Source organism: Prevotella dentasini JCM 15908 (genome assembly GCF_000614065.1).
GTDB classification, from domain to species: Bacteria; Bacteroidota; Bacteroidia; order Bacteroidales; family Bacteroidaceae; genus Prevotella; species Prevotella dentasini.
Genome location: NZ_BAKG01000016.1, coordinates 34132 through 47692 on the forward strand (window position 1 = coordinate 34132; position 13561 = coordinate 47692).

The following is a 13561-nucleotide window of genomic DNA, read 5'->3' on the forward strand; positions in this document are numbered from 1 at the left end:
CGGGGAGGCGTTTTGCCATCTCCCTGCACGCCCTTTCATCAGGCGGATAAATATTTATGTGTTGATGAACCGCTCCATTTCCCTTGCCGGGTCGTCTGCGTTCAGCACTGCTCCGCTGACAGCGATGCCGCTGACACCCGTTGCCATGATGGCGGGAACATCCTCGCGCAGGATTCCCCCGATGGCAAGGATGGGGACGTGCAGGCCGTGGGCCTTCATCTGCCCGGTGAGCCGCGAATAGCCTTCAAGGCCGAGTATCGGGGCCAGCCTCTTCTTGGTCGCTGTATAGCGGAACGGGCCGCAGCCGATATAGTCGGCACCTTGGCGGGCGAGCTTTAGTATGTCGTCGAAGGTGTTGGCTGTTCCGCCTATGATGATTTTGCCGTCGCCAAGATACTTCCGGGCCTCGTCTACGGGCATGTCAAGTCTGCCGAGATGCACGCCGTCGGCCTGTAGTTCCTTTACCAGATGCACGCGGTCGTCGAGTACGAATGTCGCCCCGAACGCACTGCAAAGCTCTCGTACCCTGCGCCCGGCCGCGAGGAAATCCTCGTCCGTAGCATCCTTCATGCGCAGCTGCACCCACCGGCAGCCGCCCTTCAGCGCGAGTTCGGCTCCCTCTATATGGTCGAAGCGGTCGTTGCTGTGTGTGATATATTGTATGTTGTTCATTGTATGATGAGTTTTTCGGGCAGGAAGAAATGATTTACCGGGCCGTGTCCGCCGCCCGTCTCCACGCCGGCACCGGCTGCCAGCGCGTTGCTTACATATTCCTTGGCACGGCGTACGGCTTCCGGCAGCTTCTCTCCCCGTGCCATATAGGCTGCAATGGCAGACGAGAGCGTGCAGCCCGTGCCGTGCGTGTTGCGTGTCTCGATGGTCTTTCCGCGGAAAGCCTTGTGCCTTCCGTCTGCGAAGTAGAGGCGGTCGGCCTTCTCCGCTCCGTCCGTATGTCCGCCTTTTATTAACAGGGCCTTGCATCCCCGGTCCATAATCCGTCGTGCTGCCCTGTCCATGTCGCCTTCCGATTGGATGGACATCCCCGACAGCACTTCGGCTTCAGGAATGTTCGGTGTGAGCAGAGTTGCCATCGGCAGCAGCCGTTTGCAGAATTCCTCTACGGCATCCGGCTCCATCAGTCTGCTGCCTGACGTGGATACCATGACGGGGTCTGCGATGAGCGGCACGGCAGAATATCCTGCAAGCTCAGTGGCAACGGCCTGCACCGTCGCCCTGTCGCCCAGCATCCCCACCTTGACCGCCTGCGGACGGAGGTCGTCGAGCACGGCGCGCAGCTGTGCCCGTACCATTTCGGGCGTCATCTGCTGTATGGCCGTTACGCCCGTCGTGTTCTGGGCGGTTACCGCAGTTACCACCGAAGCCGCATAGCAGCCCAGTGCCGACATGGTCTTGATGTCGGCCTGTATGCCTGCCCCTCCGCAACTGTCGGAGCCGGCAACCGTTAAAGTCTTGACATAATACATGGCATCCGCTTGAAATAAAGTAAGGACACGGGATGCACATTCCAATGGTGAATGAACGGATAAACGCAAATCTTCCATATTCGCACTTCCTACGGCAGCATTACCTGCATCAGGTTATACGGGTATCATCTCAGCACGTTCAACGGAACGGCACCCCATGCTCGGACGAATCCGAGGTTTATCTGTCCGCAAAGGTAATAAAAGAAATATAGAACGCGCAATAATCATCGGGAAAAATAGTTCTTTTCTTGGTATTTATCATTTTGTTTGCAGAAACAGACTTCAGAAAGAGCATGACAGCCATCCCGAAAACAAGAAAAGCAATAGTCCGTCTGCTGTTGTCTCTGCTCCTCGCCGAGGCCGCCTATATCGTTTTCGCACTGCTCAACGGATGGGAGGCAAGGGCGAGAGTGGGCTGGTTCATCTTTTGGACACTGCCGTGGTGTATTGTCGTTTTGGGTGGTCTCTATGCGTGGAGGCGATGGAAAGGCGACGACGGCAATGCGCTTTCGGGTTGTCTGATGACTGCCGTGATATGTTTAGTTCCGCTTCTTCTTTTGTTTCAGTCCTTGGTCTGTCTTGTCAATCCTTCGGAAGAGGTGATGATTTACAGCGATGGCGACCTTCAGGTTATTGAGCATCCGGGTTTCGTTACCAATACCGGGACGTTCAGTATAGAAGAAATTCATGGCCCTTTCAGGCATACTTTGTATCTCGGCACCGTCTACGACGATGGTTTTGAAAGCCTGAATAGCGTCGGGCAATAGATGAATTTCTAAGGAACAAGAAAGTGCAGAGGTCGCGGTAATCGCATGGGAAGGGTGGCTTTGAGCTGTTGAAGCGCGAAGAGGAAAGGCTATTTCTGCGGGCTTCTTGCTGCTTTTAGTCTGTCGTTCGTAATAGGCTGATATAAAGTGATTTGTGAATGAGGGTGCGAAAGTGGCACTTTCACCATGCGAGAACGGTACTTTCGTCCTGTGAAAGTGCCCGTTTGGCAAGGTCAAAGTGCCGTTTTCGTCAACGGAAGGCAGATTGCGGCCTGTCCGGCTTCAGTTTTGCGATAATCATGGATATACACCTTCGGGTAGCTGGCTTTCCGTATCTGTTTCTTGAGAGGATAGGGGATGGCTATCCGTGAAATGTGTTTCTCTCTGTTTCCGTGTAGCGTTGAAACCGTAGAAAAGACGAGGTTCCGGCCGCAGTCGGGCATGCGTCTGGAGGCAATGTGGTGTTTGTTGTATTCTATACGAGGAGTCTGTCTTTTCAGTAGTTGTAGGTCGGAATGGAGATTTTGCGACGATGAACTTGTTAAACTTTCATAAAAGGAAAGTCGTGGCATGCCCGCGGTGCTGCTACTCTAATTAAAATGTGTACTTTTGCAGACCGATTATTAAATGGAGGTTGACTTAGAGCCTCCGGCACGTGCGTGTTAATAGTGTCAGCTTTTGGCCGAGCTGTACGGTTAGTGAATCTCACGGGCAACAAAAGAAAACGTTTTTTAGTAGTAAAATTATTAATTTTTTAGAATGGACACTTTAAGTTACAAGACTATTTCCGCCAACAGGGAAACAGCTAAGAAGGAGTGGGTCGTTGTAGACGCTACCGATCAGGTAGTAGGCCGTCTCTGCTCTAAGGTTGCGAAGCTGCTCCGCGGAAAGTACAAGCCAAACTTCACTCCGCACGTAGACTGTGGAGACAACGTAATCATTATCAACGCAGCTAAGGTTGTGTTCTCCGGCAAGAAGGAGACCGATAAGGTTTACACTCGCTATACTGGTTATCCGGGTGGTCAGCGTTTCAATACCCCGGAACAGCTCCGCAAGGCTCATAACGGTATCGACAAGATGCTCCGCCACGCTGTCAAGGGTATGTTGCCCAAAGGCCCGCTCGGTCGCTCTTTGTTGCACAACCTGCACGTCATCGAGGGTGCGGAACTCAACGGACTTGAGGCTCAGAAGCCGAAGGCAATTGATATTAACCAGTATAAATAATATAGGTGTAAGATGGAAGTAATCAATACAATCGGTCGCCGCAAGAGCGCAGTTGCTCGCGTTTATCTTTCAGAAGGTACCGGCAAGATCACAATCAATAAGAAAGACTTAACTGAGTTCTTCCCATCGGCTATCCTGCAGTACGTTGTAAAGCAGCCCCTGCAGTTGCTCGGTGTCGAAGGTCAGTACGATATTAAGGCTAACCTCGACGGTGGCGGTTTCACAGGTCAGAGCCAGGCTCTCCGCCTTGCCATCGCCCGTGCACTCGTCAAGGTGAACGCTGAGGACAAGAAGAACCTGAAGAGCCACGGATTCCTGACACGCGACAGCCGTGCTGTCGAGCGTAAGAAGCCGGGTCAGCCAAAGGCACGTGCTCACTTCCAGTTCAGCAAGCGTTAATATTTGGATTGTCGAGTTGCGAATCTCGAATGTTGGATTTCCCTCTATTGGGAATGGTTGTTGGAGAATGATGAGCTTTCTCTGTCAGGAATGTTGAGTTTATTCATAATTCGGAATTCCTGCACACAAGGCTCTTGATTCATAAAGCACAGCTGCCCATCAATACGGCTTCCCGTTCTAAGCCCGTAACTCACAAGTCCGAATCGTTTAGTATCTAAACTGGCGCGATTCCTTTTATCGGGGGACTACCCGTCGGTTGATTCTAACAAAAGCTCGGCGAAGCTCATTCGCCAAGAAAGAATTAAAAAGAAAGTAAACAAACAAAACGAAACAACAATGTCAAGAACAAGTTTTGACCAATTACTGGAGGCAGGATGCCACTTTGGCCACCTCCATCGCAAGTGGAATCCGGCTATGAAGCCATATATCTATATGGAACGCAACGGTATCCACATCATCGATCTTCACAAGACCGTAGCCAAGATTGACGAGGCTGCCGAGGTTCTCAAGGGCATCGCCAAGAGCGGTAAGAAGATTCTGTTCGTCGCTACTAAAAAACAATCTAAGGAAGTTGTTGCCGAGAAGGCTTCAGCTGTGAACATGCCATACGTAAACGAGCGTTGGGCCGGCGGTATGCTGACCAACTTCCCAACCATCCGTAAGGCTGTGAAGAAAATGACGAACATTGACAAGCTGATGAGCGACGGAACTTTCTCTAACCTCTCCAAGCGTGAGCTTCTCCAGATTTCACGTCAGCGTGCCAAGCTCGAGAAGAACCTTGGCTCTATTGCCGACTTGACCCGTCTGCCGTCTGCACTCTTCGTAGTAGACGTAATGAAGGAGCACATTGCCGTTAAGGAGGCCAACCGTCTGGGTATTCCTGTGTTCGGTATCGTTGATACCAACTCCGACCCAAGGAATATCGATTATGTAATTCCAGCTAACGACGACGCAAAGGATTCGGTTGAGGTTATCCTGACCGCTTGCTGCGCTGCTATCGCAGAGGGTCTGGAAGAGCGCAAGGCAGAGAAGGCAGACGAGAAGGCATCTGCCGAGCAGGCCGAAGAAGCTGCTGAGGCAAAGCCAAGACGCGCTGCTCGCAAGGTAGAAGAGGCTGCTCCTGCAGAGGAAGCTGCTCCGGCTGCTGAATAAGCAATACTATCAATGGGCATTGGTGAGTGCTCATGGGAGTTTCGCGACTTCCATCAGCACCCGTCAACGCCCACATTATTTATAACTATAATCTAAAGCAAAAGAAATAAAATGGCTGTATCTATTGAAGATATCAAGAAGCTCCGCACTATGACTGGTGCAGGCTTGGCAGATGTAAAGAAGGCTCTCACCGAGGCTGAAGGCGATTTCGACAAGGCTAAGGAGTTGCTCCGCGAGCGTGGTTTGGCTATTGCTGCAAAGCGTTCCGACCGCGAGACATCCAATGGTTGTGTACTTGTAAAGGCTGTTGACGGCTTTGCTGCCATGGTAGCCGTTAAGTGCGAGACCGACTTCGTTGCCAATGGACAGGACTTCATAGCCCTCGTTCAGGACATTCTCGACGCTGCTGTAGCAGCAAAGGCTAAGTCTCTCGACGAGGTGAAGGCTCTGAAGCTCGCTAATGGAGACGATGCTGCAACGGCTGTTCAGCACCGTTCGGGTATCACTGGCGAGAAGATGGAACTCGATGGCTACAATTTCCTCGAAGGTGAGAATGTTTCCGTTTACGACCACATGGGCAAGCACACCCTCGCTACTATGGTTCTGCTGAACAAGAACAACGAGGAGGCAGGTCACAAGGTTGCCATGCAGGTTGCTGCCATGAAGCCGGTAGCTCTTGACGAGGCTTCTGTACCGCAGTCTGTAAAGGACGAGGAGTTCAACGTGGCTGTGCAGAAGACCAAGGAGGAGCAGGTAGAGAAGGCTGTTGTTGCCGCTATCAAGAAGGCAGGCATCAATGCCAATCTCGTAGACAGCGACGATCACATCGAGTCTAACATTAACAAGGGCTGGCTGACCCGCGAGGAGGCAGACAAGGCTATTGAGATTAAGAAGACCGTAAGTGCTGAGAAGGCTGCCAATCTGAACGAGGCCATGATTCAGAACATCGCCAAGGGGCGTCTGAACAAGTTCTTCAAGGACAATTGTCTTGTAGAGCAGGAATTCCAGTTCAGCGAAGGCGACAAGGTAAATGTGGCTGAATGGCTGAAGCAGCAGGACAAGGAACTGAAGGTGGTTGATTATCGTCGGTTCACGCTCGCTGCCGAGTAACCGCGCTTCTTTTTCAAGAAAGATAAACAGGAGTTGCAGGATGGCCTATTCAGGCTCCTGTAGCTCCTTTTTTATTCAGGCCGTTGTTATGCCGGCCTCATAACCCTGACAAGGAAAATGGCCCAATATCAAAAATCCAACTATCATTATGAAGATATTTGCCGTCGGCATGAACTATGCCGAACACAATAAATCGCTGCATGGAGCGTTAGATAAACCAGAGACGCCCGTAATATTTACGAAGCGGATTCCGCCCTTCTGAAGGACAGAAAGCCTTTCTTCATCCCCGACCATTTGGGACGTATAGAATATGAAACGGAAGTCGTGGTGCGTATTAGCCGTCTTGGCAAGACCATTCCCGAGCGGTTTGCCCACCGCTATTACGATGCCGTTACGGTCGGAATTGACTTTACCGCGCGCGAATTGCAGCAGAAGCTCAAGGCGAAAGGACAGCCATGGGAGCTCTGCAAGGGCTTCGACGGTTCGGCAGTTATCGGTGAGTGGGTGCCGAAGGAGAAGTTTCTTGACCTTCAGCGGCTTCGTTTCCACCTTGATATTAACGGGCGGACCGTTCAGGAAGGCTGTACGGCAGACATGCTCTTCAGGATTGACGAGATAATCAGCTATGTCAGCCAGTTCTTTACGCTGAAGACGGGCGACATTCTCTATACTGGCTGTCCCACGGGCTGCGGCCCCGTGCAGATAGACGACCATCTCGAAGGTTACTTGGAGGAACGCAAGGTGCTTGAATTTAACTGCAAATAGTTCTCTTGTCCTCTTTTTATTCACCCCAAATCCCCGATATAAAGATGCAAATGAATATCCAGCGAACAATAATAGGTATCCTTTCGTGGCTTGCTTGCCTTACGGCAAGTGCGCAGGCTCAGCGTTTCTTCAACCTCACGGTGGAGGATGTCGCTATCGACTCTGTGCTGCCTCAGTTCTCGTATGCCATTCCTTTGGGCGAGAATTATGCCGATTCGGTCTATGACTTGGAGATTCGCTATCCCGAGTTCATTGATATGAGTAAGGATGACGAGGCTCTCTACAATGCCATCACGGCGGAAGTGCCTGCAGCCTTACCCGAAATTCATCAGCAGATTACCATCGCCAGAAAGAAGGGAACACTGGAATTTTCGCTTGTTCCCATTGTGGAGCGTGGGGGAAAGAAGCAGTTTCTTGTCAGTTTCATGATAGCCCTGACCTCCCGGCCTGTTTCCCGGTCAGTCCGCAAAGCCATGCAGCACGCCCCGGCTAAGTCGTCCCGTTATGCCGGACACTCGGTTTTGCCTCCGGCAAATGGGCAAAGATTCGTGTACCGGCCAACGGCATCTATCAGTTGACCCCTGCCCTTATACGGCAGGCAGGATTCAGCCATCCCGATAAGGTGAAGGTGTATGGCTATGGAGGAAATTTGCAGAACGAGACTCTTGTTGACGACTATCTGCGGAAGTTCGACGACCTGCCCGAAGTGCCTACCTGCACGGTGGACGGGAAGCGGCTGTTCTACGGACGCGGCCCTGTCAGCTGGGAAAGCAAGGATGCGACGCGCCGGACGCGCAATCCCTATTCGCAATATGGGTATTATTTCCTGACCGAAAGCGATGCGGAGCCGCTGACGGTAGACTCTGTTGCTTTCCTCAACGAGAATTACCCGAAGGCTGACGATTATCATTCGCTGTATGAGGTTGACAATTACGCATGGTTCGCAGGTGGCAGAAACCTTTTCGACAAGACTCCGCTGTATGCTGGAAAGACCTACAAGTATGTGCTTCCGAACGCAGCGAAGACAAAAAACGGGAAACTCTCGGTAGGGATAACTACGGGCATATATTCCTCTTCTGTCTCTATTGCCCTCAACGACTCTGTCCTTGGTACTGCAACGGTGAAGCCCGGAGACATGTTCGACAAGGGATATGAACTTGAACGTGTCTATACCGTACGCAATTTGCAGGCCACAGATACCATCTCCATCATTGTTTCGGGAGGCGGGCCGGCCCGTTTGGACTATATTTCCATTGCCTACGATAGTCCACGGCCTATGCCCAATCTGTCAGCAGGTTCGTTTGCCACGCCCGAGTTCGTGTACAATATAACCAATCAGGACCATCACTCTGACAAAAATGTCGATATGGTCATCATTATCCCTACCAATCAGAAACTATTGCCACAGGCTCAGCGGCTGGCTGAGTTCCACCAGCAGCACGATGGCGTCACGGTCAGAGTCGTGCCTGCCGACGAGCTATATAACGAATACTCCAGCGGTACTCCCGACGCGATGGCCTATCGCCGCTATCTCAAGATGATGTACGACCGTGCAGAGGACGATAGCCAGCTGCCCAAGTCGCTTCTGCTCTTCGGCGACTGCGTCTGGGATAACCGCATGCTTACTGCCGATTGCAGTCAGCTTGACCCCGACAATTACCTTTTGGCGTACGAGAGCGAGAACTCGTTCAGCCTGACCGACTGCTATGTCAACGATGGATGGCTGACCCTGATGGACGATGGCGAGGGAGGCGACCTCTTGTCGCGCGACAGGGAAGACCTTGGTGTGGGACGCTTTGCAGTAAGCAACGTCAGCGATGCCCAGACAATGGTAGACAAGACCATATCGTATGCTGAGAACGCCAATGCCGGAAGTTGGGAAAACGTCATAATGTTCATGGGCGACGATGGTAACAACAACCTTCACATGCGCGACGTCAATCAGACTGCCGAGACCATCATGTCGCAGTATCCCGGCTATCAGGTCAAAAAGGTAATGTGGGATGCCTATACGCGTGTTACGTCTGCTACAGGTAACGCTTACCCGGACGTGTCGAGGCTCATCAAGCAGCAGCAGGCACAGGGAGCACTCATCATGGACTATGCCGGACATGGTTCGGAAATCCAAATCTCACACGAGTCAGTGCTCCGCCAGAACGACTTTACGAACTTTACGAACGACAATCTTCCCCTATGGATTACCGCCTCGTGCGACATCATGCCCTACGACGGCACGATTGCCACCATCGGCGAGGAGAGCATGCTTAACAAAAAAGGCGGCTCGGTGGCTTTTTGGGGTACAACCCGAACCGTATATGCCAACTACAACAAGGCCATTAATACGGCATTTCTCCGCCATGTTCTCAGTTTTACAGACGGAAAGCTACCACTATCGGCGAGGCACAGCGGTTGGCAAAATGCGAGATGATAGACTCGCGCAGCGACCAGACCCGGAACAAGCTGCAATATGCCCTTCTTGGCGACCCTGCTCTGTCGTTGAACTTGCCACGGCTAAAGGCTGTCATCGACTCTATTGACGGTATTCCCGTAGGCGGCGCACAGAAGATAACGCTTAAAGGAGGTGCCGTTGCCAAAGTGGTGGGCCACATTGTCAGGGAGGGAGAGCTGCAGTCTGATTTCCAAGGCAGGATGACCGCTACCGTGCGCGATACCCGCGAACTGATAACCTGCAAGAAACAGGAGGAGACCTCGGCTTCTGCCTTCCAGTTCTACGACCGGCAGAAGGTGCTCTACAACGGCTCCGGCAGTGTCAGGGACGGGCGTTTCTCTTTCATCTTTGCTGTTCCGCGCGACCTGAACTATGCCGACGGCACGGGGCTTATCAACATCTATGCCGTCAATGAGGCGCACACGCTGATGGCCAACGGTGACGAGGAAGGTTTCTATATCAATGGCTCGGAGCAGGTAAGTACCGATTCCATCGGCCCGTCTGTCTACTGCTATCTCAATAGCCCCTCATTCGTCAACGGAGGCAGCGTCAATACCACACCGTATTTCGTGGCAGAAGTGAGCGACAAAGACGGTATCAACGCATCAGGTAACGGTATCGGGCACGACATGCAGCTTATCATCGACGGCGACATGGCTAAGACATACACCCTGAACGATAATTTCGCTTTCGATTTCGGCAGCTATACCAAGGGCAGCACCCACTACTCCATCCCCGAACTCTCCGAGGGCGTCCATCAGCTGAAGTTCCGCGTATGGGACATTCTCAACAATCCGTCTGAGGCCACCCTCACTTTCAAGGTGGTAAAGGGGCTTGCCCCCAATATCGAGAGCATCAGCTGCACGAACAATCCTGCCACGACGAATACGACGTTCATCGTAGCCCACGACTACATCGGGTCGAATGTAGACGTTGAGGTTCAGGTTTTCGACACATCCGGGCGTATTCTCTGGCAGCATAAGGAGACCGGAGTGTCTTCGGGCAACACCTATACCGTAGAATGGAATCTTGTCTCCAACGGCGGTGCCGCCCTTAAGACGGGTGTCTATCTCTACCGTGTAAGGCTCGGGTGCGATGGTGCGATGAAGGAATCGAAGGCGAAGAAACTCGTCATCCTGAACAATAATTGACGCAGTAGAGGCGTTTGAATATTGGAAAAATGAAAGAATGAAATCGTGAAATGGCAGATGGAATGTTTCCATGGCGAAGAAGCGGTATAAGGGAATATTGCTGTGCGTATTCCGATAGTGAAGAAACAAAATAATGAATATCAACGTGCGCATGCCTATTGCTGCATTGAGATATGGTAATCATAGAAGCATGAATAAATCATACAGGCTCATAGGGCTGTCTCTCCTCCTTTCTGCCACTGCCACCGTGTGGGGACAGAGCAAGAAAGACATGTTCAACCCTATCAAGAACTCCGTAACCTCACAGACCATTGCCCCTGATGCCCGTGCCGCAGGTATGGGCGACGTGGGCGCGGCTACCGACCCCGATGTTAATTCGCAGTACTGGAATCCTGCAAAATACCCGTTCACCATCTCCCGTGCCGGCGTTGCGCTCAACTATACGCCTTGGCTTCGTCAGCTGGTCAGCGACATGGACCTTGCCTATCTGGCGGGCTACTACCGCATCGGCGACTACAGTGCCGTCTCGGGTTCGCTCCGCTACTTCTCCTTGGGTGAGGTTCAGCTCGACGACGACGGCAGCATGACCATCAGTCCTTACGAGATGTCAGTCGATGTTGCCTACTCTCTGATGCTGAGCGAGCATTTCTCGCTTGGTGCCGCCGTCCGCTGGATTTATTCAGACCTTACCTACGACTACACGCAGGACACCTCTCCCGGGTCGGCCTTTGCTGCCGACATCTCCTGTTACTATCAGAACTACTTCAACATGGGCGACCGCGAGTGCCAGTTGGGCTTGGGTCTGAATGTCTCCAACATAGGTTCGAAGATTACTTTTGGCGGAGACAACCGTTCGGAGTTTATTCCTACCAACATGAGGCTGGGAGCTTCGGTGATGATTCCCGTCGACGAGTTCAACCGTTTTACGATCTCGGCAGATGCCAACAAGCTCCTTGTTCCTTCAGTGCCTGTGCAGAATGAAGGCGAGTCGGCATCGGACTATACCGAAAGACTTAACAAGGAGTATTACGGAGTGTCGTCTATCTCGGGTATCTTCAAAAGTTTCAACGATGCACCGAACGGATTTTCCGAAGAGTTGCAGGAGGTTCAGTGGAGCGTGGGAGCCGAGTACAGCTACAACGACCGTTTCTCGCTGCGTGCAGGCTATCACCACGAGAGCGAGAATAAGGGCAACCGAAAGTATTTCACGGTTGGTGCAGGCTTCAAAATGAGTGTTTTCTCGCTCGATGCAGGCTACGTTATTGCCACCGCCAAGAGCAATCCGCTCGACCAGACGCTGCGTGTCTCCCTTTCGTTCGATATGGACGGCATAAAGGACTTGTTTCACAGAAGATAAGGTTTCGCCCCTTCCCCTCTCTGTAAGGGAGGGAGAAGGATTGCCATTGCAGGCTGTTTCCTGACGGAAAGGGTAATTCCTTTCTCACATTCTTTCTTTCGGAGGGGCTTGGGGAGTCCCTGCCCGACTTATGGAAATCACCTGTCCTTTCTTGCGTTCCCTCCTTTTGGGGGCGTGGGGAGGCTCTATTCAACATATTATGCAAAACTCTCAATTATCTGTTGTTCCCTCTTTCCGCGTCGGAATGGGCTACGATGTCCACAGGCTCGTGGAAGGTCGCGCCCTCTTCTTGGGTGGAATCAGAATTGACCATGCCCTTGGATTGCTTGGGCACAGCGATGCCGACGTACTCATTCACGCCATCTGCGACGCACTTCTCGGTGCTGCCAACATGCGCGACATCGGCTATCACTTTCCCGACACGTCGGATGCCACCCTTGATATGGACTCGAAGATAATCCTTCGCAAGACCGTTGAGCTGATTGCCGCTAAGGGCTACCGCGTCGGAAATATTGATGCCACCATCTGTGCAGAGCGTCCGAAGATAAATCCCCATATCCCTGCCATGCAGAAATGTCTTGCCGAGGTCATTGGCTGCGGCGAGGACGCCATCTCCATCAAGCTACCACCTCTGAGAAAATGGGTTTTGTGGGACGTGAGGAAGGCATGGCTGCGTATGCGGTCTGCCTGATAGCCAAGTAAGAAAGTCGCGAATAGACTTACTGATAATTGATTGAGTAACAGATAGTTGTCTTGCTGTTGGGCGAAAGCGTCTTTTCCGTTTTGTCAGCAAGCCCGTTTGACCCAATGAAAGTGCCACTTTCGTCATGCGAAAGTGGCACTTTCATTGTATGGGCAATTCTGTTTGGTCTTCCGTTTCTTTCTTGTTCTCTGTTCTTCTGTAAAGAATGGGTGCTCCCGACAATCCCGGTCAGGTCTTTGCCGGCGAAGTCCTTGAGCCGCAAAAGGCCCTTGAGAGATTTGTCAAGGTGCCCAAAAAACTTTATCGTATGAAAATTTTGGCAAGGACAGGATTTTTCTCAGATATTATTTGTATCTTTGACACATTCTGTTGGTGCTGCATGATGTTCGCTGTAAAATAAGTGAACGTTTGTTTCAGCCGGTTAATGCTATAAATCTGTTTTAGGGAACTCATTATATCAGATGAAAATTATATTTAGCCGAGGGTTGGGATATAGCCCTGCAAGGCTCGTAGTATTCAAGAACGGGCAAAGAATAAGGATTTGCTCCGTGAAGAAGGATTATTGTGTGTTTGATGCACAAGAGGGCGACCAGATTATTGTCGAATTAAAATATCTTGGTATTCCTACACTGCCGATTGCATCCTTTGTCTGCCGCGGAGAGAATGATACGTTTTCGGTCGGTCCTACGGCAATGTGCAAAAGATGGGAAATGGCAAACCTCAGGATATTCCCGTGGTTCTGCACTTTGTTTCTCCTCCTGAAAATACTGGTAAGGTCGGATACTCATGAATGGCTTTTTGCGGCATGCTTGCCTTTACGATTTTATCCTTGGTTTGTTTTCAGGTCTGTATGTCGATTCCCTTTATGCTGAAAAGGTTGTTCAGCGGAGGTTTCACTGCATGAACGCCGGGTTGCCCGTGGCTTTTTGTCATATCAATGTGTTCTGTAGCCTGTATGGATTAGCAGGCATGGAACACGCTGCGGTTTGTCAGTCGGTTC

General features: G+C 51.6%; 8 protein-coding genes, 3 pseudogenes and 1 riboswitch. Of the genes and pseudogenes, 9 read left to right on the forward strand and 2 right to left on the reverse strand.

The window, feature by feature from the left end; all coding sequences use genetic code 11:
- Positions 1-54: 54 nt before the first annotated feature.
- The gene (locus tag JCM15908_RS08855) at positions 55-672 is read right to left on the reverse strand and encodes a thiamine phosphate synthase (RefSeq protein ID WP_025003070.1); all 618 of its coding nucleotides are present in this window, start codon (positions 670-672) and stop codon (positions 55-57) included.
- Positions 669-1484 (reverse strand): bifunctional hydroxymethylpyrimidine kinase/phosphomethylpyrimidine kinase, encoded by an 816-nt coding sequence (gene thiD / locus JCM15908_RS08860; protein WP_025003071.1) that lies wholly within the window; start codon positions 1482-1484, stop codon positions 669-671. The genes JCM15908_RS08855 and thiD overlap by 4 nt, the downstream gene beginning before the upstream one ends.
- A gap of 68 nt (positions 1485-1552) precedes the next feature.
- Positions 1553-1652, reverse strand: a riboswitch (TPP riboswitch).
- Positions 1653-1777: 125 nt separating this feature from the next.
- On the opposite strand from thiD, the gene JCM15908_RS08865 reads away from it, so the two are divergent.
- The 9 genes and pseudogenes from JCM15908_RS08865 (at position 1778) to ispF (ending at position 12560) form a co-directional block, all read left to right on the forward strand.
- Positions 1778-2251: a hypothetical protein gene (locus JCM15908_RS08865; protein ID WP_025003072.1), complete on the forward strand. Its 474-nt coding sequence runs from the start codon at positions 1778-1780 to the stop codon at positions 2249-2251.
- 759 nt (positions 2252-3010) lie between these two features.
- On the forward strand, positions 3011-3475 hold the full coding sequence (gene rplM, locus JCM15908_RS08875) for a 50S ribosomal protein L13 (RefSeq protein WP_025003074.1): 465 nt from the start codon (positions 3011-3013) through the stop codon (positions 3473-3475).
- Between the two features lie 12 nt (positions 3476-3487).
- Complete coding sequence (gene rpsI, locus JCM15908_RS08880; RefSeq protein ID WP_025003075.1) at positions 3488-3874, forward strand: 30S ribosomal protein S9; 387 nt, start codon at positions 3488-3490, stop codon at positions 3872-3874.
- Positions 3875-4210: 336 nt separating this feature from the next.
- Positions 4211-5026 carry a 30S ribosomal protein S2 gene (gene rpsB, locus JCM15908_RS08885; RefSeq protein WP_025003076.1) on the forward strand — a complete coding sequence of 272 codons (816 nt, stop codon included), beginning with the start codon at positions 4211-4213 and terminating at the stop codon, positions 5024-5026.
- Between the two features lie 111 nt (positions 5027-5137).
- Positions 5138-6136: a translation elongation factor Ts gene (gene tsf, locus JCM15908_RS08890; protein ID WP_025003077.1), complete on the forward strand. Its 999-nt coding sequence runs from the start codon at positions 5138-5140 to the stop codon at positions 6134-6136.
- Positions 6137-6284: 148 nt separating this feature from the next.
- Positions 6285-6901 (forward strand): annotated as a pseudogene (locus JCM15908_RS13320) (fumarylacetoacetate hydrolase family protein).
- Positions 6902-6951: 50 nt separating this feature from the next.
- A pseudogene (gene porU, locus JCM15908_RS13325) lies at positions 6952-10501 on the forward strand (type IX secretion system sortase PorU).
- Between the two features lie 190 nt (positions 10502-10691).
- Positions 10692-11858, forward strand: coding sequence for a type IX secretion system outer membrane channel protein PorV (gene porV / locus JCM15908_RS08905; protein WP_025003078.1), 1167 nt, complete (start codon positions 10692-10694; stop codon positions 11856-11858).
- A 199-nt stretch (positions 11859-12057) separates the two neighbouring features.
- Positions 12058-12560 (forward strand): annotated as a pseudogene (gene ispF, locus JCM15908_RS13330) (2-C-methyl-D-erythritol 2,4-cyclodiphosphate synthase).
- The last annotated feature ends 1001 nt before the right edge of the window (positions 12561-13561 follow it).

What these genes read in the sequence shown, in the direction of transcription:
- JCM15908_RS08855 (WP_025003070.1), bottom strand. Translation starts at nt 672, where the DNA reads ATGAACAACATACAATATATCACACACAGCAACGACCGCTTCGACCAT.
- thiD (WP_025003071.1), bottom strand. Translation starts at nt 1,484, where the DNA reads ATGTATTATGTCAAGACTTTAACGGTTGCCGGCTCCGACAGTTGCGGA.
- JCM15908_RS08865 (WP_025003072.1), top strand. Translation starts at nt 1,778, where the DNA reads ATGACAGCCATCCCGAAAACAAGAAAAGCAATAGTCCGTCTGCTGTTG.
- rplM (WP_025003074.1), top strand. Translation starts at nt 3,011, where the DNA reads ATGGACACTTTAAGTTACAAGACTATTTCCGCCAACAGGGAAACAGCT.
- rpsI (WP_025003075.1), top strand. Translation starts at nt 3,488, where the DNA reads ATGGAAGTAATCAATACAATCGGTCGCCGCAAGAGCGCAGTTGCTCGC.
- rpsB (WP_025003076.1), top strand. Translation starts at nt 4,211, where the DNA reads ATGTCAAGAACAAGTTTTGACCAATTACTGGAGGCAGGATGCCACTTT.
- tsf (WP_025003077.1), top strand. Translation starts at nt 5,138, where the DNA reads ATGGCTGTATCTATTGAAGATATCAAGAAGCTCCGCACTATGACTGGT.
- porV (WP_025003078.1), top strand. Translation starts at nt 10,692, where the DNA reads ATGAATAAATCATACAGGCTCATAGGGCTGTCTCTCCTCCTTTCTGCC.